This is a genomic window from Pseudomonas sp. BIGb0164, assembly GCF_024810135.1.
GTDB lineage: Bacteria > Pseudomonadota > Gammaproteobacteria > Pseudomonadales > Pseudomonadaceae > Aquipseudomonas.
Map to the genome: position 1 here is coordinate 1 of NZ_JANUEA010000006.1, position 24510 is coordinate 24510.

The 24510-nt window shown below is 60.6% G+C and carries 23 protein-coding genes; 13 read left to right on the plus strand and 10 right to left on the minus strand.

Annotated features, from left to right (window positions below; genetic code table 11):
• From M2394_RS16625 to M2394_RS16645, 5 genes are all read left to right on the plus strand, one after another.
• Positions 1 to 249, plus strand: a 249-nt coding sequence (locus M2394_RS16625; RefSeq protein ID WP_259173189.1) for a hypothetical protein, incomplete at its 5' end; no start/stop codon positions are given.
• Positions 246 to 1133: a threonine/homoserine exporter RhtA gene (gene rhtA, locus M2394_RS16630; RefSeq protein WP_178920103.1), complete on the plus strand. Its 888-nt coding sequence runs from the start codon at positions 246 to 248 to the stop codon at positions 1131 to 1133. The genes M2394_RS16625 and rhtA, both read left to right, overlap by 4 nt.
• Before the next feature lie 167 nt (positions 1134 to 1300).
• Positions 1301 to 1582, plus strand: coding sequence for a hypothetical protein (locus M2394_RS16635; RefSeq protein ID WP_176996385.1), 282 nt, complete (start codon positions 1301 to 1303; stop codon positions 1580 to 1582).
• Between the two features lie 111 nt (positions 1583 to 1693).
• Complete coding sequence (locus tag M2394_RS16640) at positions 1694 to 2425, plus strand: SDR family oxidoreductase (protein ID WP_259173190.1); 732 nt, start codon at positions 1694 to 1696, stop codon at positions 2423 to 2425.
• Positions 2426 to 2458: 33 nt separating this feature from the next.
• On the plus strand, positions 2459 to 3049 hold the full coding sequence (locus tag M2394_RS16645) for a 2-hydroxychromene-2-carboxylate isomerase (protein ID WP_259173191.1): 591 nt from the start codon (positions 2459 to 2461) through the stop codon (positions 3047 to 3049).
• On the opposite strand, the gene M2394_RS16650 is transcribed toward M2394_RS16645, so the two are convergent.
• Positions 3046 to 4041: a zinc-dependent alcohol dehydrogenase family protein gene (locus tag M2394_RS16650; protein WP_259173193.1), complete on the minus strand. Its 996-nt coding sequence runs from the start codon at positions 4039 to 4041 to the stop codon at positions 3046 to 3048. The two genes, M2394_RS16645 and M2394_RS16650, sit on opposite strands and share 4 nt — an antisense overlap.
• A gap of 114 nt (positions 4042 to 4155) precedes the next feature.
• On the opposite strand from M2394_RS16650, the gene M2394_RS16655 reads away from it, so the two are divergent.
• Positions 4156 to 5064, plus strand: a complete 909-nt coding sequence (locus M2394_RS16655) for a LysR family transcriptional regulator (protein WP_178920107.1) — start codon at positions 4156 to 4158, stop codon at positions 5062 to 5064.
• On the opposite strand, the gene M2394_RS16660 is transcribed toward M2394_RS16655, so the two are convergent.
• The 5 genes from M2394_RS16660 to M2394_RS16680 all read right to left on the minus strand — a co-directional run bounded on the left by M2394_RS16660 (position 5057) and on the right by M2394_RS16680 (position 14431).
• Positions 5057 to 6865: an aminopeptidase P family protein gene (locus M2394_RS16660; protein WP_178920108.1), complete on the minus strand. Its 1809-nt coding sequence runs from the start codon at positions 6863 to 6865 to the stop codon at positions 5057 to 5059. The two genes, M2394_RS16655 and M2394_RS16660, sit on opposite strands and share 8 nt — an antisense overlap.
• A gap of 49 nt (positions 6866 to 6914) precedes the next feature.
• A complete protein-coding gene (locus M2394_RS16665; RefSeq protein WP_178920109.1) occupies positions 6915 to 8075 on the minus strand; it encodes a cysteine desulfurase family protein in 1161 nt (386 codons plus the stop codon).
• 253 nt (positions 8076 to 8328) lie between these two features.
• Complete coding sequence (locus M2394_RS16670; protein WP_259173194.1) at positions 8329 to 9699, minus strand: DUF1552 domain-containing protein; 1371 nt, start codon at positions 9697 to 9699, stop codon at positions 8329 to 8331.
• A gap of 2 nt (positions 9700 to 9701) precedes the next feature.
• Positions 9702 to 13847, minus strand: a complete 4146-nt coding sequence (locus M2394_RS16675; RefSeq protein ID WP_259173195.1) for a DUF1592 domain-containing protein — start codon at positions 13845 to 13847, stop codon at positions 9702 to 9704.
• A gap of 314 nt (positions 13848 to 14161) precedes the next feature.
• Positions 14162 to 14431, minus strand: coding sequence for a hypothetical protein (locus tag M2394_RS16680; RefSeq protein WP_178920112.1), 270 nt, complete (start codon positions 14429 to 14431; stop codon positions 14162 to 14164).
• A 399-nt stretch (positions 14432 to 14830) separates the two neighbouring features.
• Between M2394_RS16680 and msuE the strand changes: the two genes are divergently transcribed.
• The 4 genes from msuE (at position 14831) to M2394_RS16700 (ending at position 18936) form a co-directional block, all read left to right on the plus strand.
• Positions 14831 to 15394, plus strand: coding sequence for an FMN reductase (gene msuE, locus M2394_RS16685; RefSeq protein ID WP_178920113.1), 564 nt, complete (start codon positions 14831 to 14833; stop codon positions 15392 to 15394).
• A gap of 9 nt (positions 15395 to 15403) precedes the next feature.
• Positions 15404 to 16546 carry an FMNH2-dependent alkanesulfonate monooxygenase gene (gene ssuD / locus M2394_RS16690; protein ID WP_178920114.1) on the plus strand — a complete coding sequence of 381 codons (1143 nt, stop codon included), beginning with the start codon at positions 15404 to 15406 and terminating at the stop codon, positions 16544 to 16546.
• A gap of 87 nt (positions 16547 to 16633) precedes the next feature.
• The gene (locus M2394_RS16695) at positions 16634 to 17821 is read left to right on the plus strand and encodes an acyl-CoA dehydrogenase family protein (RefSeq protein ID WP_178920115.1); all 1188 of its coding nucleotides are present in this window, start codon (positions 16634 to 16636) and stop codon (positions 17819 to 17821) included.
• Between the two features lie 11 nt (positions 17822 to 17832).
• Positions 17833 to 18936, plus strand: a complete 1104-nt coding sequence (locus M2394_RS16700) for a sigma-54-dependent Fis family transcriptional regulator (RefSeq protein WP_176996398.1) — start codon at positions 17833 to 17835, stop codon at positions 18934 to 18936.
• On the opposite strand, the gene M2394_RS16705 is transcribed toward M2394_RS16700, so the two are convergent.
• Entirely contained in the window at positions 18925 to 19290 is a 366-nt protein-coding gene (locus M2394_RS16705; RefSeq protein WP_178920116.1) for an antibiotic biosynthesis monooxygenase, read from the minus strand. The genes M2394_RS16700 and M2394_RS16705 overlap by 12 nt on opposite strands.
• Before the next feature lie 100 nt (positions 19291 to 19390).
• On the opposite strand from M2394_RS16705, the gene soxR reads away from it, so the two are divergent.
• The gene (gene soxR, locus M2394_RS16710; protein ID WP_178920117.1) at positions 19391 to 19840 is read left to right on the plus strand and encodes a redox-sensitive transcriptional activator SoxR; all 450 of its coding nucleotides are present in this window, start codon (positions 19391 to 19393) and stop codon (positions 19838 to 19840) included.
• 101 nt (positions 19841 to 19941) lie between these two features.
• Here soxR and M2394_RS16715 read toward each other — a convergent pair whose 3' ends face one another.
• Genes M2394_RS16715 through M2394_RS16725 form a run of 3 tightly spaced genes read right to left on the minus strand, consistent with a single transcriptional unit; the run spans position 19942 to position 22636 of the window.
• Positions 19942 to 20712: a MetQ/NlpA family ABC transporter substrate-binding protein gene (locus tag M2394_RS16715; protein ID WP_178920118.1), complete on the minus strand. Its 771-nt coding sequence runs from the start codon at positions 20710 to 20712 to the stop codon at positions 19942 to 19944.
• Between the two features lie 31 nt (positions 20713 to 20743).
• Positions 20744 to 21409 carry a methionine ABC transporter permease gene (locus M2394_RS16720; RefSeq protein WP_176996402.1) on the minus strand — a complete coding sequence of 222 codons (666 nt, stop codon included), beginning with the start codon at positions 21407 to 21409 and terminating at the stop codon, positions 20744 to 20746.
• 3 nt (positions 21410 to 21412) lie between these two features.
• Entirely contained in the window at positions 21413 to 22636 is a 1224-nt protein-coding gene (locus M2394_RS16725; RefSeq protein WP_259173196.1) for an SfnB family sulfur acquisition oxidoreductase, read from the minus strand.
• A gap of 225 nt (positions 22637 to 22861) precedes the next feature.
• Between M2394_RS16725 and M2394_RS16730 the strand changes: the two genes are divergently transcribed.
• Together M2394_RS16730 and M2394_RS16735 are read left to right on the plus strand one after the other, a co-directional pair.
• Positions 22862 to 23320: a VOC family protein gene (locus M2394_RS16730; protein ID WP_178920120.1), complete on the plus strand. Its 459-nt coding sequence runs from the start codon at positions 22862 to 22864 to the stop codon at positions 23318 to 23320.
• A gap of 256 nt (positions 23321 to 23576) precedes the next feature.
• Complete coding sequence (locus tag M2394_RS16735; RefSeq protein ID WP_259173197.1) at positions 23577 to 24452, plus strand: alpha/beta fold hydrolase; 876 nt, start codon at positions 23577 to 23579, stop codon at positions 24450 to 24452.
• The last annotated feature ends 58 nt before the right edge of the window (positions 24453 to 24510 follow it).

Below are 24510 nucleotides of genomic sequence, written 5' to 3' on the forward strand. Positions count from 1 at the left end.
CTTAACTCATTGAAACTCAAGGAGTTTTCCGTTTCGACTGCGCCGGAAGTGGGGCGAATTATAGGCTTCCAGAATCTGCCGTCAACCCTTAATTTAATCTTTCTATCAATTTGCCCAAAAGCCCCGGCAACGCTCTATATAGAAAGCACGCCCAGGAATATTGAGCAATATATTGCTCAACCCTGCACACTTAAGCATCATAGCGGCTTCTGCTCCTCTACCAAGACTCCGGACGAACACCTCCAATGACCACCTCCCCCCGCAGCCTGGCTTCTGCGCTGTTTCCTGTCGGCTTGCTACTGATCGCCATGGCATCCATCCAGTCCGGCGCCTCGCTGGCCAAGAGCATGTTCCCCATCGTCGGCGCCCAAGGCACCACCACCCTGCGCCTGATATTCGCCAGCGTGATCATGCTGCTTCTATTGCGCCCATGGCGCGCTAAATTGACGGCCAAGTCACTGCGCACAGTGATCGTCTATGGGATGGCGTTGGGTGGAATGAACTTCCTCTTCTATATGTCCTTGCGCACGGTCCCCCTGGGCATCGCTGTGGCACTGGAATTCACCGGTCCCCTCGCCGTCGCTATCTACGCTTCCCGCCGAGCAGTCGACTTTCTATGGATTGCCCTCGCAGTAGCCGGCCTGCTCCTATTGATACCCACGGGCGAAGCCAGCAGTGGGATCGACCTGATCGGTGCCACCTATGCGTTGGGCGCCGGTGTCTGCTGGGCACTCTACATTCTGTTCGGCCAGAAGGCCGGCAATGACAACGGCGTACAGACCGCCGCCCTCGGCGTCATGATCGCCGCCCTGTTTGTTGCGCCCATCGGAATCGTGCACGCCGGCTCAGCGTTGCTCACACCCGCCCTCATTCCCATCGCCATTGGCGTCGCCATTCTGTCAACCGCCCTGCCCTACACCCTGGAGATGGTTGCCCTCACCCGTCTTCCTGCGCGTACCTTCGGCACCCTGATGAGCATCGAACCCGCATTCGGCGCCCTCTCTGGTCTTTTCTTCCTGCAAGAACATTTGTCCTTTGCACAATGGATGGCCATCACCTGCATCATTCTGGCATCCGTAGGTGCCACCCTGACAATGCGCAACGAATCCAAACCACTGGTGCCGGCAGATTAATCATCTTTAAAAGTAGCTCTAGTATTTGCCGTTCATTTAGGCCATGTTTATGTCGTAAACGAATGTCATTCATGGAGAATTTCGACAAGGACAGCACGAACGCTACACTCGAGAGCGAGTAGAGCCTGCTTCCGGCGTTTTTTGCGAAGCGGCTATTAAGGATAGGAATGAAGCGAATTTTGATACTGTTAATGGTCGTGGCCATGGCTGGCTGTGCCGCGACCACCAAGACAGAAGTGAAACGGGGCAAAAAAGGGCTGCATATCAACTGTTCCGGCCTGTCCTCCTCCTGGGATCAGTGCTACACCAGTGCAACCAATTCATGTGGCGCCAAGGGCTACCGCGTTATCGCCAAGTCCGGTGACAATTCGGAAGAGCCTGGGGACTACCCTTTCGGCCTCAACCCAGCCGGCTATACCAGCCGCAGCATGATCGTCATCTGCAAATAAGCGCTCGAGCAGTCTTTCGCTGACTGCTCGCATTCATTTATTCAATCCATTCCCGGCATTCCCAGCGCGGCGTCTAGACTCCTGCTCGATAATCGAGCCAAAGGAGTCCCCATGACACACAACAAGAAAATCGTATTGGTAGTGGGTGCCGGTGACGCCACGGGTGGCGCCATCGCCAAACGCTTCGCGCGCGAGGGTTATGTGGCCTGCGTCACCCGTCGCAGCGCTGACAAATTGCAGCCCCTGGTCGACAGCATCCAGTCAGCGGGCGGCGAAGCCCACGGCTTTGCCTGTGATGCGCGCAAGGAAGACGATGTCATCGCGCTCATCGAACAGATCGAGACCCAGTTAGGCCCCATCGAAGCCTTCGTCTTCAACATCGGCGCCAACGTGCCGTGCAGCATCCTCGAAGAAACCGCCCGCAAGTATTTCAAGATTTGGGAAATGGCCTGTTTTTCAGGCTTCCTGAATGCGCGGGAAGTGGCCAAGCGCATGGTCACCCGTAACCGTGGCACTATCCTGTTCACCGGTGCCACCGCAGGTTTACGCGGGGCTGCAGGTTTCGCCGCGTTCGCCGGCGCCAAGCACGGTATCCGCGCCTTGGCGCAAAGCATGGCGCGAGAACTCGGGCCCAGGAACATCCACGTCGCTCACGTGGTGGTCGACGGCGCCATCGACACCGACTTCATTCGCGACAATTTCCCGCAGAAATACGCCCTTAAAGATCAGGATGGCATCCTCAACCCCGACCACATCGCCGACAACTACTGGTACCTGCACAGCCAGCCACGCGACGCCTGGACCTTTGAATTGGACCTGCGCCCCTGGAACGAACCCTGGTAAACACCCCATAACAATAAGCAGCGAGCACCGACCATGAGTAAAACCCTGGAATTCTTCTTCGACCTCGGCAGCCCCGCCACCTACCTGGCCTACACCCAATTGCCTGCGCTGTGTGCCGACACCGGCGCGCAACTGATCTATCAACCCATGTTATTGGGCGGTGTATTCAAAGCCACCGGCAATGCCTCGCCCATCACCGTTCCCGCCAAGGGCCGCTACATGTTCGATGACCTGGCGCGCTATGCCCAGCGCTACAACGTGCCCCTCAAGTTCAACCCGCACTTCCCCATCAACACCCTGGTGCTGATGCGGGCCGTCACCGGCGTCCAGATGCACCAACCAGAACGCTTCCTCGACTTTATTGATTGCCTGTTCAGAGCCCTGTGGGTAGAAGGCCGCCACCTGGGTGACCCAGCAGTGGTCGCGCAAGTACTGACCGAACAGGGCTTTGATCCGGAGCAGGTCCTAGCCCTGGCCAACGATGAAACCGTAAAGGCCGCACTCAAGGACAAGACCGAACAAGCCGTGCAGCGCGGCGTCTTCGGCGCACCCAGCCTGTTTGTAGGCAACCGGCTGTTCTTCGGTCAGGACCGTCTGGATTTTGTGCGCGAAGCCCTGCGCTAGATCTCGATCGCCAAGCGTCCTTGAGCGCCGCTTGCGAGCAAGTCGTAAGCGGCATTGGCAGTCAGCAGGTCGAAATGATGAGGGTCCATGATCGGCTTCAGCTTGCCGGCGTTGATCAAGCGGGCCGCCTTGGCCAGTATCTGCCCATGGTGCTCGCGGCCCTTGCCCGTCAACAACGGCAACAACGTAAAGACACCCGAGTAGGTCGCCCCACGGAACGACAACGGTGCCAGGCTATGCTGCCCCCAACCAAGGCAGCTCACCACATGGCCGTGATAGGTCTTGGCCGCTCGAAACGAGGCATCCAGCGTCGCGCCCCCAACGGTGTCATACACAATGTCGAACCCCTCACCCTCGGTGTAGAGCGCCACATACGCTTCCACCGTGTGTTGCTGATAGTCGATAAAGGTGGCGCCCAACCCTTCAATGGTCGCCCGGTGTTTCGCAGACCCCGTCGCATAAACATCCGCGCCATAAGCCAGAGCCAATTGCACCGCGACATGCCCTACACCCCCCGCACCACCTTGAATCAAGACTTTTTGCCCAGGGCCTACATGAGCACGGTCAACCAAGCCTTCCCAGGCAGTAATCAGCACCAGCGGCAATACGGCGGCTTCACGCATCCCCAGGGACGCGGGTTTTCGCGCCAACAAACGCGCATCGACCACCGCGTATTCAGCCAACGCGCCTTGCGCACCGCCAATCCCTGCCCCTAACGCGTAAACCTCATCGCCCACCTGCCATTCACCCGCCAACGCACCCATCGCTTCGACAGTCCCCGCCAGGTCCATGCCGAGGATCGCCGGCAGCGGTTGTTGAGCATGTGCCGCCTGGCCTGCGCGAACTTTCGCATCCAAAGGGTTGAGGCCGACGGCGTGTATACGCACCAGCACCTGCCCAGCGCCCGCCACCGGCTTGGCGATGGCTGTCAGGCGAAAAGGTGCGTCGACGGTGTCCACCACCAGCGCCTGCATTTCAGTCGTATCGGTCATTTCGGCAATCTCGGTTCATTGAAAGTGAGGCCAATGATCCACCCGCCCACTCATGCCGATAAGACGCCAACCCGCTATAGTACCCATGCGCAAATGGCATGAATGGACCGCATCATGGACAAACTCAACGCGATGGCGATTTTTGTTCGAGTGATCGAACGCGGCAGCTTTTCCGCCGTCGCCCGGGAACTGCAGACCACCCAGCCCACCATCAGCAAAGTGCTGCGTGCCCTGGAACAGGAACTGGGCGGCAAACTGATCTCCCGCAGCACCCGCCACCTGTCCCTGACCGACGAAGGTCAGCGGTACTACAGCCATTGCCGAGAAATCCTCGCCGCCGTGGACGCCGCCGAACACAGCTTCCAGACCGGCAAGGAAAGCATCGCCGGCCCCTTGCGCATCGGTTCGTCCGTGAGCTTTGGCCACCTGCATATCGCCTCGCGGTTGAGCGGTTTCCTGCAGCAATACCCCGATGTACACGTTGACCTGCAACTCAGCGATCAACTGCAAGACCTGGTCAGTGAAGGCCTGGACGTGACCCTGCGCATTGGCGAGCTGCGCGACAGCGGCTTGATCGCCCGGCAAATCGGCACCACCCACCGTGTCACCCTGGCCAGCCCGGCCTACCTGGCCCGGCATCCGGCCCCGCACACACCGCAGGATCTCGCCCAGCACAATTGCCTGCTCTTCAACCTGTTGAGCAGCCAAAACCAGTGGACCTACGAAAAAGAGGGTAAGCGACACACCGTGCGCATCACCGGCAACGCCCAGAGCAATAACTCTGAAGCGGTGCGGGAGATGGTGTTGACGGGGCTAGGCGTTGCGCTTTCGCCCCTGTGGCTGTTCTACGATGACTTGAAAGCCGGCCGCGTGGTGGCGCTGTTGCAGGACTACACCCCGCAGTCGCTGCCGATCCATGCGGTGTCGGCACCCAATCGCCGCCAGTCGGCCCGGGTCAAGGCGTTCGTCGACTACCTGGCCGACGCCCTGGCTCAGGCCCCCGAGCTGCAAGCGATCAGATAGCCGCCGTGCGCACCTGCAACCACTCAAGCGCCGCGCCACTGAGCAACGGGCTCAGGCGCTCACACACCTCTGCGTGATAGGCGTTGAACCACTCGCGCTCTTCCACCGTCAGCAACGATGGCTCCAGGCAACGGGTATCAATCGGGCACAAGGTCAGGGTTTCAAACTTGAGGAACTCGCCAAACTCCGTCTTGCCCGCTTCACGGTTCAGCACCAGGTTCTCGATACGCACACCCCAACGGCCTGGGCGATAAGTCCCCGGTTCGATCGACGTGATCATCCCCGCCTGCATCGCGGTTTGTGGCGCAGTCGCTGCCTGATAGGCGATCACTTGCGGACCTTCATGCACATTGAGGAAATAGCCTACGCCGTGCCCGGTGCCGTGACCGTAGTCCACGCCTTCGGCCCAGATCGGTGCACGCGCAATCGAATCGAGCAAGGGCGACAGAATGCCTTTGGGGAAATGCGCACGGGACAAGGCAATCACGCCTTTCAGCACGCGTGTGCAGTCGCGTTTCTGCTCCTCGCTCGGCGTACCGATAGGCACCATCCGCGTGATGTCGGTGGTGCCCCCCAAGTACTGGCCACCCGAATCGATCAGCAACAAGCCGTCACCTTCGATCACCGCGTGCTCTTCTTCGGTTGCGTGGTAGTGCGGCATCGCACCATTGGCGTTGTACGCCGCAATCGTGTTGAAACTCAACGACACATAACCCGGGCGACGGGTACGGGCTGCGGTCAGGTGTTCATCAATAGTCAGCTCGGTGATACGTTCGCGGCCCACCGCGCCGTCCAGCCAGGCGAAGAACTCGCACAGGGCTGCGCCATCCTGCTCCATGGCCTGGCGGATGTGTTCCGCGTCAGCCAGGCTCTTGCGCGACTTGGCCAGCGTGGTCGGGTTCAGCCCTTCAATCAGTTTCACCCCTGCGTCAAGGTTTTCCAGCAAGCCTGTGGTGACGCGAGCGGGATCAACCTGCAGGCTCACGCCCGACGGAACAGCGCGCAGCGCATCGGCCACTTCACTGTAATCGCGCAGGGTGACGCCGTCTTGCTCAAGCACGGCACGCAGTTCGGCATCGACCTTGCTCAGCGCCACAAACAGCGTGGCCTGCTGTTGATTGACCAACGCGAACGACACGAACACCGGGTTGAACGACACATCACCGCCACGCAGGTTGAACAGCCAGGCGATGTCATCCAGGGTGGCGATGAAATGCCAATCGGCGCCCTTCTCTTTCAAACTCGCCCGCAAGGCAGCGAGTTTTTCTCCGCGGCTGACGGTGGCCTGCGGCGGCAAGTGCTGGTAGATCGGTTGGTTCGGCAATGCCGGGCGGTCCTGCCACACTTCATCAAGCAGGTCGATATCAGTGCGTAAACGCGCGCCACGTTCCGCCAGTTTGGCCCCCAGGGTACGTGCCGACGCCACCGCCATCACTGCGCCATCCACTGCCACCACACCGCCTTCCGGGGTCTGCTCTGCCAGCCATTCCAGCGGGCCAGGTTGGCCCGGCTGCAATTTCACCAGCTCGATGCCACTGCCCTTAAGTTCCTTGGTCGCCTGCTCCCAATACCGGCTATCGGCCCAGACACCGGCGAAATCGGCGGTGACAATCAATGTCCCCACCGAACCGTGGAACCCCGACAACCATTGGCGCCCCTGCCAGTAACCCGGCAGGTATTCCGACAAATGCGGGTCCGCCGACGGCACCAGCAGGGCGTGGACGCCCTCGCGGCTCATCAGTTCGCGGGTATGCGCCAAGCGCTGGGGAACCGTTCCATGGGTCAAAGGCTGCGTACTCATTGTGTCTCCTGCTAACCACGAATAATTGTTATGTGTTGCGATTGGAAATTCAGACCGCCCAGAACGCCGGAGCAGTGGCGAGGGCCGCCTTGATCAGTTGTACCGCCTGGTCGATATCCTGCTCGGTAGTGAACCGCCCCAGGCTCAGGCGAATGGTGCGCCCAGCGCTGCGGGCATCGTGGCCCAGGGCCAGAAGCACGTGGGACGGCGCATTGCTGGCCGAATTGCAGGCCGACGTGGCCGAAAAGGCAATCCCTGCGCTCAACGCAGCGGGGTTGAACTCACCCTCGTCGAACGTAAGGCTCAAGGTATGGGGAATACGTTGGGTGAGGCTGCCATTCAAGCGCACGCCTGCGACGGACTCTAACTGATCCAGCAAGCGTTGACGCAGGGCGACAATCGCGACCTTCTCCTCGACAAACGCCTGTGCCGCCAGGGCAAACGCGGTGCCCATGCCGGCAATCTGATGCGTCGCCAGGGTGCCGGAACGCAAACCGCCTTCGTGGCCACCGCCGTGAATCTGCGCCAGCACCTTCTGCTGCGCTCGCGGCCCGACGTACAGCGCGCCAATGCCTTTGGGGCCATACACCTTGTGTGCAGAAAACGACATCAGGTCCACCGGCCACTCGGCCAGGTCGATCGCCACCTTGCCTGCCCCCTGCGCGGCATCCACATGCAGCAGCGCGCCATGCTCACGCACTCGCGCACCGATGGCCGGGATATCGTTCAGGGTGCCCAATTCATTGTTGACCAACATCAGCGACACCAGGAAGGTGTCTTCACGCAGCGCTTCGCTCACAGCCTCGGCACTGATCAAGCCTTCGGCATCCGGCACCAGGTAGGTCACGGCCACGCCGGCTTCCTGCAACTGCCGCGCGGTGTCCAGGGTTGCCTTGTGCTCGATCTGGCTGGTGATGACATGCCCACCCGCCACACCGCGTGCCTGGGCCACGCCCTTGATGGCAAGGTTATTGGATTCGGTCGCGCCGGAGGTCCAGACGATCTGCTCAGCCTGGGCCCCCACCAGCTCGGCCACCTGGCGACGCGCCTGCTCGACCGTTTGCCGGGCCGCCTGGCCAAACGCATGGGAGCTGGACGCAGGGTTGCCGAAATTGGCATTGAAACCCAGGCACTCGACCATCACCTGGATAACCCGCTCATCCACCGGGGTGGTGGCGGCGTAGTCGAAATACAACGGACGTTTATTCATGACGTTAAAGACTCGCAGAGCATGTCCCGAGAGTAACGCTCCCAGGGGCATCGACCAGAACAAGGGCCGTCAGGTTTACCCGACTGGATGCCATAAAAGAAAGACCAGGTTATCGTGGATAGGCGTAGGAACGTTCCTGATTTTCAGCTTAACAGCCTGAACGCTGGGGCCGTTAGAACGATTGGGCCTAAATAAAAAAAGCCGAAAAGTCGTTCCCACGGACTTTCCGGCATTTTGTCGTGTTTGCGGCGATTTAAACGTTGGTGAATATCCCGGTTACCGGATCCACATTCCCACCGTACGGCACAGTCGTTCCAGCGGCCCTGGCGATAGTGGCCCAAATGCGCTGCATATCGACCATGGTATTGCCGATCACCGGGTTACCCTCCTGATGCCGGTCGCCCTGTGCCGTGATATTGAAATAACGCCCTGCGCCGTCACCACTCTTGAGCAAACCGCTGGCCCCGCCCATCAACACCAACGGCATATCCTTGGTGTGTTCAGGCGCACCATCCGCCATCTCACTGGTCAACACCACCAACGTGTGCTTGAGCAAACTATCGCCGGGAACATCGGGGTCTGCCTGGCGCGCCAGCTCATCCATAAACAGCTTTGCCCGTTGGGTGTACCACTGCCGGGATTTTTTCCACACGTCCAATCCTCCAAGACGGTGCGCGCAATCATGGGGGTTGGTCACGTCGCTGACATCCAGGATATTGAGCGACTCCGCCGAGCGCCCCACTTGAATCGTAGCCACACGGGTAATGCCACACGCCAATGCAGTCGCAACCACTTGATGATGACTGCTTTGTACTTGGTTACGAAACTGCGCAGACTTGAACGGCACCTCCTCCAACGCCAGCGGTGAACACTCACCAATCGGTGGGAGCGTTTCCTCCATGTCCTTCATGGTTTGCTCCACAGAATCAAGCTGTGTGTCGAGTTTCTGTTTTTGCGCCCCGGCGAGCCTGCCTCGCAGCTCGTTGATGTCAGCCAGTACCGGGTCGAACACATGCTTGTTGCGCGTCAGTTGCTCGCGCAGATCACGACTGACAGAGCCGAAGATCTTTTCGTACATCAACACCGGATCCTGCTCAGGCCTGCGCATGGCGCCACCACTTTCCGGCCCTTCCCACGAGACCTGCCAGGCGGTGCCATCAATCCCCGAGTGCGGCCCCGAAAAAAGGCTGCGCTGGGACGGGTCAGTGCCCGGCATGTGCCGCCCCAGCAACACATCAATCGAGGCCATTTTCTTCGCACTGTCGCGCAAGGCCCACGTCCAGCCGTTGTGACCTTCATTGCCCGGCCCCAGGATGGTGCCACGCACATAAAGGGATTGATTTTTATACGCCGCCAGCTCCTGGCTGACTTCGTTGAGCTGAAAGTCAGACGTATCCAGAGCACGGGCACTGGGATGCCAAAAGCCTCGTCCATCGCTGGAATAAGCCGACGCAGAGTCCACGGCCAAACCGTCAGGCACCACAAAAAATACGACCTTGAGCTTGGCTTGCTCGGTTTGCCCCGCCAAGGCCATGCGGGCCAGGCCGCACTGCGTGAGCGGTGCAAACACGCCCATGGCGGCCAGCCCGGCCAGGAAACGACGACGGCTCTTCAAGATATCCATGATCAATCCCTCTGCGTCTTGAATTGGAACGCGTTGGAGGTGCCCAGCGTTCGCAGCATCGCCGGCAACGAGCCGGTTCCCTTCAACCCGTCGGTGATCGCCTTGACCGTTGCGGACGTGGACTCGTCGGATTTGTTACCCGAGGCAAAACGAAAGTAGCTGTCTGCCATGCAAAACAACGATGCAGAGTTGTGTGCGATCAACTTGGAGATGTCCCGCACATCCTCGATGGGCACCGTCCCGTCAACGCCAATGAACGGGCCAGACGACTTGATCGGCAACTGCACAGGAAACTCCGTGTAGTTGTAGGCCGGCTCCTGCTGGCGGTAACGTCCGGTAGCATCGTAATGCTCCATCGACGAGCCGGTGTCGTTCATATATTGATGGCACTGCCAGCAACGCCCGCCCGAAGCCTGCTCACCGTTGACCAGGTCCCAGCGTTCACGGGTCGTGATGGCACGCGGCGGATAAGTGGGTTCCGTAGGCTCGGCCTCGACGGGCGCACCGAACTCTCGGCAGAACTGGTTTTCGCGAATCGCAATGCCGCGTTTGACCAGCGAGGTGACCTTGTAGTCGGAAGTCGCCGCCTGGAAGAGCCCCAAGTGCAGCAGGCCACCGCGTTTTTCATCCACGGCCACCTTCTGCATCGCATCGCCCGTGACCCCACTGATACCGTAGTGCTCGGCCAGCGCCCGGTTAAGGAAAGTCACGCCGGGGTTGAACAACTCGTCCAGCGTGCCCCTGCCGTCAAGCATGACATGGCGGGTCAACAATGCTTGTTCCTGAGTCATCAGTTGGATCATCGGCGCATCCAATCCCGGTTTTTCCTGCACGCCGCGCTGCGTCTTGATGTAGTAGCTGATGAACCGATTGAAATGCTCCAGACCACGGTCGGTGTGCATCATCCGGTCGATCTCGGCCGTTATTTGCTCTGGTGTCTGCAATTCATTGCGCTCAGCCTTGGCCAGCAGCAGCGCGTCTGGAGTAGTGCCTTGGTAGGTGTAGGACAACGCCGTCGCCACCTCGTAAGGCGTCAGCTTGTAGACGCCACCTTGCCCTGCCACTGCCTGCCCCAGTTCCGAGCGATACAGAAAGTGAGGGGACAGCAACAATGCCGTGACCAGCGCCCGCTCCCCGTGCTCATCAAGTACGGCCTGATAACGCGCCAGTTCGGCTTCGGTCAGATGACGCCGAAACAGCCTGTAGCCCAGTGCCCCCACCGACTGGCTGTCGGTCGCGGATTCAAGCCGTTTGAGTTGCTCGGGCGACACCCGCTCGGCGATGGAGACAGCCATCTCATACAGTTGCTTGATGTCTTCAGCCTGCAGGAATCCCATGCTGGCTTCGCCTGGGTACTTGAAGTCTTTTTCCGATTTGTCTGCAGGCAATTTTTCGGTGTTAACTGCCACCGCCAAAATATCCCACACGCTGTTGGCGTATTCATCACGGGTCAACAGCCGCACCTGCCGCAAGCCATACGCATCGTTCGGGCTCAGGTAGGGCGCCCACACCACGTCAAACAAGTGCTTGCTGATCTCGGTGGCACAGGTGGTATCACAATGCCCGGCGACCGGCATGCTCTGAATCTGCCTGACCAGCGCATCCTGGCCCGCAGCGCTCCACGCCACAGCCATGCGCAGGTTCTTGAAGAACTCCACCGCATGACATTTGGTGCACGCCTCGGCCAGCACCGTTTCGCCCAGCTTCGGCTCGTGGCGATAGGCAATCGGTGTCAATTGTTCGTCCTGGCTTTCTTCGTTGATCCGCAGGGACACACGCTCAGGCTGCGGTTTCTCTTGCGCATAATAGGGATAAAGGATGTCGAACTCTCCGTAGTCGAACAGCCGCGTGACGCTCTCTCCCCAAGGCACCTCGACCACTTCCGGCGCAGCCCCTACCGGGTCTTTTTTCTGCACGGTGAAGTGCCACTTGGCAGCCGTCACCGAGGTGGGTTTGGGAGGCGCCAACAGCGTAATCTTGATATCCAGCTTGATCGGCCGTTCACGGTACTGCAGGTTCACCGTCGGTTTGCTGTTCTCGGCTGACAAGATGACCTGTGTGTTTCGCACTTGGGGAATCCAGTTTTTCACGTCGTTGAGTCGCACCTGATAGGTGCCGTAGGGCAAGCCGTTTAGAATCAAGGCAGCCTCACTGTCCGCAGGGTTGAACGACGTATGGAACTGCCGGGTATTGCCGCCCGGTGAAACCAGCGTGCCACTGAGCATTTCGTCTTCCAACTCAGGGGCGGGAGCCAGCATGGGACGCAAGGTCAGTTGCGTGTCCGGCAGGCCCGCAGGGTCATAGCTGACGCGGTAGATCACCCCGGCGACATCGTCTGACACCAACAGGCTTTTGTCCGCCAACTCCAGGAAATCTGCTGGCCGGCCGACGCAGGAATCGTCCAGGCAATACACATCAAAACGTTGAGGGTCCTGGATAAACCCGTTGATCAGCGGGATTTGATTGACCACTCGCGTGCCGTTCTGGATCGACACAATCCGCACGTCCATGCCCGGCCGCTCTGCCGTACCCGCACCGTGCACAGCCACCAACATATTCTGGGTGCCCGCGCGCGCCGGGAAGCCCTCCCAGAACTTAAGCCCCAGAGGCGCGGTATTGGTGCCCAGCTCAAAGGCGGCTGGCACATAGTCTTTCGGGTCGATCTGCTGCAAGGATTTGTCGGAAACAATCGCCCCCTGCACCAAGGGCGGCTGAATGACGCCCGGGTTGCGAAACTCTTCCTCGGTAAAGCCGGGCGTCCCTTTGCCAAACAGATAAGGCACGCCAAAGTGCTGGTGGGCGCCGCTGATGCGATTGAGCTCATCGGGGTTGGGGTACCCCTGGCGATTGTTATCGGTAAACCAGATTTCACCGGTCTTGGGGTTCCAGTCAAACCCCACGGAATTGCGCACGCCCTTAGCCAGTATCTCGGCCTTGCCGGTCACCGTGTCATAGCGCAACAACGTGCCGTAGCGCGGGTCGGCGGGAATCATGCACAGGTTGCACGGTATGCCGACCGCGGTGTACAGGCCCTTGTCGGCGGGGTCCAGCGGATTGAAATGCAAAGGGTGCTTCATATGCCAGAAGCGCGTGCTCGAACCCGAACTGACAGGAGGCAACGGGAACACCGAGTCATCGGCTGGGAACTTGAACACCAACTCTGGAGAAGGGTCCTTGTAGTGCGCATCGGCGTCGCGCACGCGATAAAGGCCGCCGGTGGTCGAGTAGTACAAGTCACCGTCGCGATACACCACGCCATGGGGCTCTTCGAGACCGCTGGCAACCACATGGATACCGGTCGGTTTGCCCGCGCTGTCGAGTGGCAAGGCGTAGATCATATCGGCGATTTTTCCGTCATAGACGTAAGAAGGAATCGCACTGGAGCCGACGTACAGCACGTTCTTGCCCATCGCCATTTGCCGCGGCTGAATCAGGCCCTGGGCAAACAATTCGATTTTGATACCCGGCAGGCCACTGAGTTTGTCTGCGCGTACCGGTGGCCGATACTTGAGGGTAACGGCGTGTTCCTCGCCCTCCTCGCGCAGGAAAGAAACAATTCGCGGCGTGTTCAACGGCACAAAGCCATCCGCCACGTTCATCACCAATTGATAATCGCAGGCCTTCAAGTTGTCGAGATGGATCGTCTCGCCGGATTTGGCGCTGATGGGGATTTCGTCGGCCTTGCAACGCAACACGCCTGTGACGATTTGATCGGCACGCGCCACACCCGGCACCGGGTTGCCGATGGGTCCACGGCCGCTCAACGTGGCGAAACTCAAGGTCAGTCGGTTGCCCTGGAAACCTCCACATTCGCCCAAGTCTTTCCAGGCGTCCGGCCAGATGATCGCCCCATTGCCGGCGGGCAGGCCCGGGTTGTAGTCGGGCTGCTTGCACCATTGCCAACTGCCGATGCCAAGCGGTGCCTCTTCATCCTTCCAGCATTCAAATTGTCGGCCGACATTCTGCACCTGGTCGCCCTGCGCGTAAGCCTTGCCCGCTTCATAAGCCGGCGCCGTACAGGCCTGAGAAGGCAAGTCAGGCGCTGGCGTCCGAGCGGGCGTGTAAAAGAAATAAAGCAGAACGGCCAATACAGCCAAGCCGATGAGTCCGATCGACAACACGCGGGAAAAACGCGGAAATAGCTTCATGACTTGCGATCCATTGGCAAGCCAAGTGGTTCTTCCATCCAGGAAGGACTACACATTCACCGTCCTGCTGCGAAACACCCGGCAGGAAACCCATCCAAAACGCTACTGGGCTTCAGAGCTCCAATTCTGAATGTCTTGCAAGGCTATTCCACTGCGTGACCACGACATGGCGTAAAGCCATAGAGACAGGAGCCAACAGACACTCAACCCAACCATCCACCTGCAGCTCAGGCGTGATGATTTGCTACAGCTAAGTTCTAGTTGGGGCGCAACTCGCCGTCAAATCCTCGCCGTTACCTACCGTCGGATAGACATCAGCTCGCGCGACCACCGTGGTGAGCAGATTGCTGTGCATTCATCTCGGCCTGCTGATCAAAACCAAAGGCTTTCTGCGGCTGGCCGGTCAGCGCAGCTCGCTGCTGTTGGTACTCGTCAAACGACAGGCCGCGCCGGCTCAGCGCTTCCAACGCCAACTGCTTGCTCTCTTCAGCGGTGTAGGGGCGCAACTCAGGGGAAGGATGGGCCGCACACCCGGCGAGAACAGCGCTGACAACTAACAAGCAAACGGCGAGGAAACGGTTCATGGCGAAGGCCCTGCGAAAGAGGTTTTAAGTCAATGAACACAGGCTACTCCCGGCCCTTGGCAACGAAAAATCAACCGCCGTGATAGTCGCTATCAACCGTTCAGGCACCCTCGATAGCACACCCTTTATATTTCTTAACGATCTATAAATATGGAAATACGTTCATTTACGGAATAAAAGTAACCCTCTATAACTGCCTCACGCCCGATCAACACTGTTCGCCACGCAACTGTTGCCCAGGCAACAGTCATTCAACAAAACACCAGGCAGACAACAGCTTCATTTTTCAGCAGTAAGCCTGCAGCCCCCGTCCACCAAGGCTTTGCGCCTTTGGTACAGCTCTTGCTCAAGGCGTTTGACCTCACCTGCTATGAACCACTGTTGAAAAAGGAACTGTTCATGACCCGTCCCCTGAATGTCGTTGCCCTCTCCGGCGGAACCTGGCGCCCGTCCCGCACCCTCGTCCTGACCCACGCTGTGCTGGCCGAGCTGGCCACCCTGCTGCCGATCGAGGCCACCGTGATCGAGCTGGGCGACATCGCTCGGCCGCTTGGCGGCGCACTGTCACGTGATGAATTGCCGGCCGATGTCGAAGCGCAACTGTTGGCCATCGAACAGGCCGACCTGTTGATCGTTGCCGCGCCGGTCTATCGCGGTTCCTACCCGGGCCTGCTCAAGCACTTGTTCGACCTGGTTGGCCTCAACGCGCTGATCAACACCCCCGTGCTACTCGCCGCCACCGGTGGCAGCGAGCGCCACGCGCTGGTGCTCGATCACCAGTTGCGTCCGCTGTTCAGCTTCTTCCAGGCCTTGACCTTGCCGATTGGCGTGTACGCCACGGAGGCCGATTTCACCGACTACCAAATCACCAGCGAGTTGCTCAAAGCCCGCATTCAACTGGCGGCCGAACGCGCGGCGCCGTTGTTTGCAGCACACGCACCTTCCCTGCTGAAAATCGCCTAAGGATTTGTCATGGATGTTTTCTGGTTTCTGCCGACTCACGGCGACGGGCATTACCTGGGCACCACCCAAGGCGCACGGCCGGTCACTCTCAATTACCTCAAGCAAGTCGCCCAGGCGGCTGACAGCCTGGGTTACCACGGCGTGTTGATTCCTACCGGGCGTTCGTGCGAAGACTCCTGGGTCATCGCCTCGGCGCTGGTGCCGCTGACCGAACGCCTGCGCTACCTGGTGGCGATCCGTCCGGGCATCATCTCGCCCACGGTGTCCGCACGCATGGCAGCGACCTTGGACCGCCTGTCCAACGGTCGCCTGCTGATCAACGTGGTCACCGGTGGCGATCCCGACGAAAACCGCGGTGATGGCAGCTTTCTCGACCACAGCGAACGCTATGAAGTCACCGACGAATTCCTGCGCATCTGGCGCCGTGTGTTGCAGGGTGAATCGGTGGACTTCGAAGGCAAACACCTGCGTGTGCAGAACGCCAAGGCGCTTTACCCACCGGTGCAGAAACCTTATCCGCCACTGTACTTCGGCGGTTCTTCCGACGCCGCCCACGACCTCGCCGCCGAGCAGGTGGACGTGTACCTGACCTGGGGCGAGCCACCTGCCGCCGTCGCACAAAAACTCGCGGATGTGCGTGAACGCGCCGCACGCCACGGGCGCACCGTGAAGTTCGGCATTCGCCTGCACGTGATCGTGCGTGAAACCGAAGCAGAGGCCTGGAAAGCCGCCGACAAACTGATCGAACACATCAGCGACGACACCATCGCCGCCGCGCAAAAATCGTTCTCGCGCTTTGACTCCGAAGGCCAGCGCCGCATGGCCGCGCTGCACGACGGGCGTCGCGACAACCTGCAAATCGCGCCCAACCTGTGGGCCGGCGTCGGCCTGGTGCGTGGAGGTGCCGGCACGGCGCTGGTGGGCAACCCGCAGCAAGTGGCCGAGCGCATCAAGGAATACGCGGACCTGGGGATCGAGAGCTTCATTTTCTCCGGCTACCCGCACCTGGAAGAAGCCTACCGCTTTGCCGAACTGGTGTTTCCGCTGCTGCCCGAGCCATACGCGAGCCTGGCCGGGCGCGGCGTGACCAACCTCACGGGCCCGTTTGGCGAAATGATTGCCAACGATGTGTTGCCCACCACAAAGGCCTGAGGGCAGTGAGATCGGCTTTATGTGGGAGCGGGCTTGCTCGCTCCCACATTTGGCCTTCATTGCCAGATAAAAAATGAGGAACACCGTGTGACAGCCAAACCCCACAGCGTCCTGCCATCGCCTGTGCAGACCGCCAAATTGCTGGCCGCCGAATTCGCCCTCACCGCCGTCGAGCGCGATGAGCGCGGCGGCACGCCCAAAGCCGAGCGCGATGCCCTGCGCCAAAGCGGCCTGCTGGCCCTGAGCATCCCCACCCAATACGGCGGCCTCGGCGCACGCTGGAGTGAAACCCTGGGCATCGTGCGTGAGTTCGCCAAGGTCGACAGCTCCATCGCCCATGTCTTCGGTTTTCATCACTTGATGCTCGCCACCGTGCGGCTGTTTGCGCGCCCGGACCAATGGCAACCCTGGTTCGAACAGACTGCCCGCAAAAACTGGTTCTGGGGCAACGCCCTCAACCCGTTGGACACGCGCACGGTGGTCAAGGACTTCGGCGGCTGGCGCGAGTTTTCCGGCAAGAAGAGTTTCTGCTCCGGCGCCAGCGATTCGGAAATGCTGATTGCCTCCGCCGTCGATGAAAATGCCGGCGGCAAACTGTTGATCGCCGCTATCCCCAGCGGGCGCAGCGGCATCACCTTGCACAATGACTGGAACAACATCGGCCAACGCCAGACCGACAGCGGCAGCGCCAGCTTCGAACGGGTGCGCGTCGAAGAGTCGGAACTGCTGCTCGACCCGGGCCCGCTGAGCACGCCCTTTGCCTGCCTGCGCCCGTTGATTGCACAGTTGACCTTCACCCATATGTTCCTCGGCATTGCCGAAGGCGCCTTTGAAGAAGCACGGCACTACACCCTCACCGAAACCCGCTCGTGGCACAAATCCTCGGCCGATGACGTGCGCCACGACCCCTACGTGCTGCATCACTACGGCGACTTCTGGGTCGCCCTGGAGGGTATACGCCTGCTGGTCGAAAGCGCCGCCGAGCTGCTCGATCAAGCCTGGGCCAAGGGCCCGAACCTCAGCGAAGCCGAGCGCGGCCAACTGGCCATCGCCATCGCCACCGCCAAAGTCGCCGCCACTCGCCAGGGCCTGGATTTGTGCAGCCGGCTGTTTGAAGTGACCGGCGCACGCTCCACCCACGCGTCACTGCGCCTGGACCGCCACTGGCGCAACCTGCGCACCCAGACGTTGCACGACCCGGTGGACTACAAACTCCACGAACTCGGTGACTGGGCCTTGAACCAGTCCCTGCCGATTCCCACGTTCTACTCCTGAGAGAGGTGCCCATGCAGCTTTTGACCCTACCGCCCTCGCCCGCCCTCGCGACCTCGATCCGCGCCACGGCCCAGGTCTTCGAAGACCCCAAATCCCAGGCGCTGCTCGATCACATCCAGCAAGTGGCGCCCAGCGAAGCCAGCGTGCTGATCATCGGCGAAACCGGCACCGGTAAAGAGCTGGTGGCGCGGCATATCCACAACCTCAGCGCACGCCGCAATCGGCCGTTCGTGGCGGTGAACTGCGGCGCGTTCTCCGAATCCCTGGTGGAAGCCGAACTGTTCGGCCATGAAAAAGGCGCCTTCACCGGCGCCCTCAGCGCCAAGGCCGGCTGGTTTGAAGAAGCGGACGGCGGCACCTTGTTCCTCGATGAAATCGGCGACTTGCCCATGGCGATCCAGGTCAAGTTGCTGCGCGTCCTGCAGGAACGTGAGGTAGTGCGCCTGGGTTCACGCAAGAGCATTCCGATTGATGTGCGCGTCTTGGCCGCGACTAATGTGCAGCTGGAAAAGGCCATCAACGCCGGGCACTTCCGCGAAGACCTCTATTACCGCCTCGATGTGGTCAGCCTGGAACTCAGCCCGCTGCGCGAGCGCCCCGGCGACATCCTGCCGCTGACCCGGCATTTCATCGAAGCCTACAGCCAGCGCCTGGGTTACGGCCCGATCACCATCAGCCGTGAGGCCGAGCACAAGCTCAAGAGCTACAGCTGGCCGGGCAATATCCGCGAGCTGGAAAACGTGATTCACCACACCCTGTTGATCTGCCGTAATGGCGTGATCGAGCGGGATGACCTGCGCCTGTCGAACATGCGCATCGAGCGCCAGGACGACAGTCAGCACAGCGCCGACAACAGTGCCGAAGCCCTGCTGGAGCGCGCCTTTCAGAAACTGTTCGAGGAACAGGCCGGAGCCCTGCACGAAAAGGTCGAGGACGCGCTGCTACGGGCCGCCTACCGCTTCAGCCATTACAACCAGGTGCACACCGCCAACTTGCTGGGCCTGAGCCGCAACGTGACGCGCACCCGCCTGATCAAGATCGGCGAGCTGGCGGTGAACAAACGTCGCCCCGGCGAAAACGTACAAGGCGAACGCATGTTGCACTTATCCATTTAGGCGGCAGTGCAACGCGTTGTCATGGCTGCGCTCAAAACTGCGCAGCACCTGGAACGAACCGAAGGTCACGGCCGTGGCCTGGTGGGCGCGAATCAGCGTCCAGAAATCTTCCTCGCCCTGCTCAAAGCGCTGGAACGCGGCCTCGCCATCCTCGCGGGACTGCCACTGCAGGTAATTGAGCACCCGCCGCCCGTCATCACTGACCTGCACGCTCGCACTCAAAAAACCGCCATGGCCCTCGGCCAGGCGCTCGCTCTGGGTGGACAACGCCGCCACCAGGGCCCCTTGCTGATGGGGTTCGATCTGGAATTCGATCAGCTGAGTGAAACTGCGATTCTTCTCTGATACCTGCATGAACACTCCCCTCTCTCCGTAGGCAGAATCTTGCGATTCGATGCCACGCAGGGTAAAACCTCTAGTTAAGTCAAGGTCAAGCGTTGTTTCGGAGATTGTCATGCTGAACAAAGAACTCACCGTCGGCCAGTTGGCGGCCCGCAGCGGCGTGGCGGTTACGGCGCTGCACTTCTACGAAACCAAGGGGCTGATCAAAAGCAACCGCAACGCCGGCAACCAGCGGCGTTATCCACGGGACGTGCTGCGGCGGGTGGTGGTGATCAAGATCGCCCAGCGCTTGGGGATTCCGCTGGCGACGATTGGCGAGGCGTTGCAGACGCTGCCGGATGGCCGCACGCCCACCGCCCAGGATTGGGAGCGTTTGTCGGCGCTGTGGCGGGAAGACCTGGATGAACGCATCAACAAGCTGATGTTGCTGCGGGACAAGCTCAATGGCTGTATTGGTTGCGGGTGCTTGTCGATGGAGGCATGCCCGTTGCGCAACCAGGATGATCAACTGGGTGAGCGTGGGCCGGGGGCGCAGCTGTTGGAACCCACACCCGAAACCTGACCTGAAAACCCGATCCCTGTAGGAGCCCGGCTTGCCGGCGATGGAGATTTTGCGGACGCCATCGCAGGCAAGCCAGCTCCCACAGTTGATCTGCGCTCGGGTCAGAACCCCGGCGCAATCTGGCCCTTGTAGCGGGTCAGGATGAACTGACGCACTTCATCGGAGTTCAACGCCTTGGCCAGTTTCTGGATGCGCGGGTCGTTGATGTTATCCGGCCGAGCCACCAGGTACTCGACGTACAGCGACTTGCCCTTCTCCACGATCAACGCACTGTTGGTGTCGATCCCCGCTTCCAACGCGTAGTTGGCAAACACGAACGCCAGGTCCACCTGGCTCACCGAACGGGCCAGCAAGGCGCCTTCCAGTTCACGGATCTTCAGGTGCTTGGGGTTTTGCGCAATATCACGCTGCGTGCTCAGAGTGTTGCTCGGGTCCTTGAGCTTGATCAGGCCGGCTTCATCCAGCAGCACCAAGGCGCGGCCGGTGTTGACCGGGTCGTTGGGGATCGACACGGTGGCGCCGTCCTTCAACTCTGAGATGTTTTTGATGCGCGTCGAATAAGCGCCAAAGGGCTCGATGTGCACGCCCACCACCGGCACCAGGTCGGTGTGACGGGTCTTGTTGTAGTCATCGAGGAACGGGCGGTACTGGTAGTAGTTGGCATCGAGGTTCTTCAGGGCCAACTGCTGGTTGGGCTGGATGAAGTCGGTGAAGACCTTGATCTGCAGGTCCACGCCTTCCTTGGCCAGCACCGGTTTCACAAACTCGAGGATTTCCGCATGGGGCACGGGGGTGGCGCCCACCACCAGTGTCTCGTTGGCAAACGCATTGAACGACAGGACAGCGGCCAAAATGGCCAGGGACTTTTTCATGAAGGCTCCGAAGGCAGTAGTTTTATAGGTTTCAACGGCGGCTGTAACGCGCCACCAAACGGTCACCGGTCATCTGCAGGGCCTGCACCAGCACCAGCAGAAGCACCACGGTGACCACCATCACGTCGGTCTGGAACCGTTGGTAGCCATAGCGAATCGCCAGGTCACCCAGGCCTCCGCCCCCGATCACCCCGGCCATGGCGGTGTAGTCCACCAGCACAATCGAGGTCACGGTCACCGCCGCCAGCAGCCCGCCCCGGGCCTCCGGCAGCAGCGTGTGGCGGATCACCTGCCAAGTACTGGCGCCCATGGACTGGGTAGCCTCCACCACACCGCGATCGACTTCACGCAGCGCGGTTTCCACCAACCGTGCAAAGAACGGTGTGCACCCCACCACCAGCGGCGGGATGGTGCCCGGCACGCCCAGGGAAGTGCCCACCAGTAAGGTGGTGAGCGGGATCAACACAATCAGCAGGATGATGAACGGCAGCGAGCGCAGCACGTTGACCACCACCGACAACACGCGGTACACCCCCAGCGCCTCATGCAACTGGCGTTTGCCGGTGAGGAACAACACCACGCCCAACGGCAGCCCCAGCAGCACGGTAAACCCCAGGGCGGCAGCGAGCATACTCAGGGTTTCCAGGCACGCCTGGCCGATGTCGGCCCAGTAGATGTGTTTAAACAATTCGGCCATGGCTTACGACCAATCGTGGCGCGGCGGCTTGGCGCCGTTGAGCAGCCAGTTGCCCACCACGTGGTACTTCCAGCGCACCGGGTCATGCAGGGTGTGCACCCGGGCGTTGCGCCAATGGCGATCGAAGTTGTGCTTCTTCAAGGTCGAGCGGGTGCCGCCGAGTTCGAACAGCTTGTTGCTGGCTTCGATGGCGATTTCGGTGGTGAGCACCTTGGCCCGGGCCACCGCCAGGGAGGCATGGGCGACGTTGTCTTCGTCCGGCGCGGGGCGTGCCGCATCCAGGGCTACACCTGCGCGTTCCAGCAAGGCTTCAGCGGCTTCCAGGCGAATGTCGAGCGCACCGACCTGGATGATGGTCAACGGGTCTTCGCTGGCTTTTTCCACACCGGCATCGATCCACGGCCGGGCGAACTGCTGCACGAACTGTACCGTGTCACGCAGCGCGGCGCGGGCAATACCGGCGTCGATGGCGGCGGTGGTCAGTTGGGCGAACGGGCCTGCCAATGTCGGCGAATCGTAGGACTTATGCGTCGGGAACAGGTTGAACGCCGGCACCCGCAACTGCTCGGCCAGCACCGTGCCGCTGGAGGTGGTGCGCTGGCCCATGCTGTCCCAGTCGTCCACCACCACCAGGCCCTCGGTGCCGCGTTTTACAAAAGCCAGTTGCGCGTTTTGCTGTTCATCCAGCGCCAGCACCGCCAGCCAATGGGCGTACAACGAGCCGGTGCAATAGCCCTTGCGCCCGTTGATCACATAGCCATCGCCTTCGCGGCGAATCGTCGCCTGGATGTCCTGCACATGTTTGCCGCCGGTTTCCGACAGCGCATTGGCAAACCGATGGCCTTGCAGTGCCAGGCCGAAGAAATGCGCCTGCTGTTCAGGCGTGCCTTGCAGGCGGATGTCTTCCAGCAGGCAGTAATGGTTCTGCGGGATCTGCCCCAGCGACGGGTCAGCCGCCGAGATAATCGCAATCACCTGGGCCAGTACCGCGTAGGACACCTGCGCCCCACCAAACTCACGCGGCACGCTGATGCCCCACAGGCCGCTGTTGGAATACAGGTCCACCACGTCGGCGGGCACGTGGCGCGTACGGTCGCGCTCGGCGTCCTGCTCCAGCAATACCGCGGCAACGCGGTGGGCAACCGCAATGGCGTGGGCTTCGTCGCGAATGATTTCGGCATCGGGGGTGTGGATCGGGTAATCGGCAGATACAGGCAGTACAGACATACAACGCTCTCGGGCGAATGGTTTGCCTGAGCTATTGCAGCTTCTGTGCCGAGCCCTGAAACCAGGGGTTTGGCGGCATAAATCGGATCCAGGAGCGCTGATGGCGCAGCAATCTGCCCGTTCACTGTTGCCTGGCGAACACCTCGTCGGCTGGCCGCAGCCCTCGCGACACGTGGCCTATAGTGAAAAGGCCGTGACTCCATCACCACCACCCAGGAGAACGATATGAGCGTCAAACCCATTCCAGAGGGCTATCACCGCGTCACGCCTTACATGGGCATCAACAAAGCCGCCGAAGCCATCGAGTTCTACAAAAAAGCCTTCGGCGCCATACAAGTCATGCGTCTGGACATGCCCGACGGCAAAGTCGGCCACGCCGAACTGCGTATTGGCGACTCGGCGATCATGCTGGGCACGCCCTGCGATGAAATGGCCCTGCGCAACCCCGCCGAACACACCAGTGTCGGCCTGCATCTGTACGTGGAGGATGTGGATGCGCAATTCAAACAAGCGGTCGCAGCAGGTGCCAGCGTGGTGTCAGAGCCCAAAGACCAGTTTTATGGCGACCGCTCGGCAAGTGTGAAGGATCCTTTCGGGCATCTGTGGTTCCTGGCCACCCACAAGGAGGACCTGACCGAAGCGCAAATCCGCCAGCGTGCCATGGAGATGTTCCAGCAAAGCTGAGATCGCATGAACACCCTCTATCACCTGTGGGAGCGGGCTTGCTCGCGAATACGGTGTATGAGCCAACCCATAAGGTGGCTGACACTCCGCTTTCGCGAGCAAGCCCGCTCCCACAGATGATCTCATTTGTTTGAGGGATTGGGTCGCATGACCCACAGCAGCTACACACTTCATGAACAACCCCTCCACGCTTTCCCCCTTGCCCCAAAGGCGGCGTGATTTCAGGATGCAGGCAATCATCACAAGGAGTCATTCCATGTTTGCCGGATTCCAAAAAGACAGCTGCCACGTCAACGGCGTGGACATCAGCTACCGCAAAGGCGGTACAGGTCCCGGCCTGCTCCTGCTGCACGGGCACCCGCAAACCCACGTCATCTGGCACAAAGTCGCCGAACAACTGGCCGAACACTTCACCGTGGTGGCCGCCGACCTGCGCGGGTATGGCGACAGCAGCAAGCCGCCGGCCAACGAGCGTCACACCAACTATTCAAAACGCGAAATGGCCCGCGACGGCGTCGAGCTGATGCAAGCCTTGGGCTTCGACACGTTCTCGGTGCTGGCCCACGACCGTGGCGCCCGCGTCGCCCATCGCCTGGCCCTGGACCATCCGGCCAGCGTGCAACGCATGGTGTTGCTGGACATCGCTCCCACCCTGTCGATGTACGCCCAGACCGACGAAGCCTTTGCCCGCGCCTACTGGCACTGGTTCTTCCTGATCCGCCCGGCGCCGTTGCCGGAAGCCTTGATCGAGGGCAACCCCGAGCTGTACCTGCGCAGTGTGATGGGCAGCCGCAGTGCCGGGCTCAAGCCGTTCACCGACGAAGCCTTCGCGGAATACCTGCGCTGCCTGAAACTGCCGGGCAGCGCCACCGGCATCTGCGAAGATTACCGGGCTGCCGCCGGCATCGACCTTGAGCACGACCAGGCAGACATCGACGCCGGCAATCACCTGAACCTGCCATTGCTGGTGATGTGGGGCGCCGAGGGCACGGTCGGGCGCTGTTTCGAACCCCTCAAGGAGTGGCAGAAAGTCGCCACCGATGTGCGTGGCAAGGCCCTGCCGGCCGGCCATTACATTGCAGAAGAAGCCCCCGACCTGTTGCTGGGCGAAGTCCTGGCTTTCCTCCGATGATGCTGTAACCCCGTGACCTGATGGACCCGCCTCGCAGGCTGCTGTTGGCCTGCGACGG

Bases quoted from the DNA above. Each gene is read 5' to 3' on its own strand.
- rhtA (WP_178920103.1), top strand. From the start codon at position 246: ATGACCACCTCCCCCCGCAGCCTGGCTTCTGCGCTGTTTCCTGTCGGC.
- M2394_RS16635 (WP_176996385.1), top strand. From the start codon at position 1,301: ATGAAGCGAATTTTGATACTGTTAATGGTCGTGGCCATGGCTGGCTGT.
- M2394_RS16640 (WP_259173190.1), top strand. From the start codon at position 1,694: ATGACACACAACAAGAAAATCGTATTGGTAGTGGGTGCCGGTGACGCC.
- M2394_RS16645 (WP_259173191.1), top strand. From the start codon at position 2,459: ATGAGTAAAACCCTGGAATTCTTCTTCGACCTCGGCAGCCCCGCCACC.
- M2394_RS16650 (WP_259173193.1), bottom strand. From the start codon at position 4,041: ATGACCGATACGACTGAAATGCAGGCGCTGGTGGTGGACACCGTCGAC.
- M2394_RS16655 (WP_178920107.1), top strand. From the start codon at position 4,156: ATGGACAAACTCAACGCGATGGCGATTTTTGTTCGAGTGATCGAACGC.
- M2394_RS16660 (WP_178920108.1), bottom strand. From the start codon at position 6,865: ATGAGTACGCAGCCTTTGACCCATGGAACGGTTCCCCAGCGCTTGGCG.
- M2394_RS16665 (WP_178920109.1), bottom strand. From the start codon at position 8,075: ATGAATAAACGTCCGTTGTATTTCGACTACGCCGCCACCACCCCGGTG.
- M2394_RS16670 (WP_259173194.1), bottom strand. From the start codon at position 9,699: ATGGATATCTTGAAGAGCCGTCGTCGTTTCCTGGCCGGGCTGGCCGCC.
- M2394_RS16675 (WP_259173195.1), bottom strand. From the start codon at position 13,847: ATGAAGCTATTTCCGCGTTTTTCCCGCGTGTTGTCGATCGGACTCATC.
- M2394_RS16680 (WP_178920112.1), bottom strand. From the start codon at position 14,431: ATGAACCGTTTCCTCGCCGTTTGCTTGTTAGTTGTCAGCGCTGTTCTC.
- msuE (WP_178920113.1), top strand. From the start codon at position 14,831: ATGACCCGTCCCCTGAATGTCGTTGCCCTCTCCGGCGGAACCTGGCGC.
- ssuD (WP_178920114.1), top strand. From the start codon at position 15,404: ATGGATGTTTTCTGGTTTCTGCCGACTCACGGCGACGGGCATTACCTG.
- M2394_RS16700 (WP_176996398.1), top strand. From the start codon at position 17,833: ATGCAGCTTTTGACCCTACCGCCCTCGCCCGCCCTCGCGACCTCGATC.
- M2394_RS16705 (WP_178920116.1), bottom strand. From the start codon at position 19,290: ATGCAGGTATCAGAGAAGAATCGCAGTTTCACTCAGCTGATCGAATTC.
- soxR (WP_178920117.1), top strand. From the start codon at position 19,391: ATGCTGAACAAAGAACTCACCGTCGGCCAGTTGGCGGCCCGCAGCGGC.
- M2394_RS16715 (WP_178920118.1), bottom strand. From the start codon at position 20,712: ATGAAAAAGTCCCTGGCCATTTTGGCCGCTGTCCTGTCGTTCAATGCG.
- M2394_RS16720 (WP_176996402.1), bottom strand. From the start codon at position 21,409: ATGGCCGAATTGTTTAAACACATCTACTGGGCCGACATCGGCCAGGCG.
- M2394_RS16725 (WP_259173196.1), bottom strand. From the start codon at position 22,636: ATGTCTGTACTGCCTGTATCTGCCGATTACCCGATCCACACCCCCGAT.
- M2394_RS16730 (WP_178920120.1), top strand. From the start codon at position 22,862: ATGAGCGTCAAACCCATTCCAGAGGGCTATCACCGCGTCACGCCTTAC.
- M2394_RS16735 (WP_259173197.1), top strand. From the start codon at position 23,577: ATGTTTGCCGGATTCCAAAAAGACAGCTGCCACGTCAACGGCGTGGAC.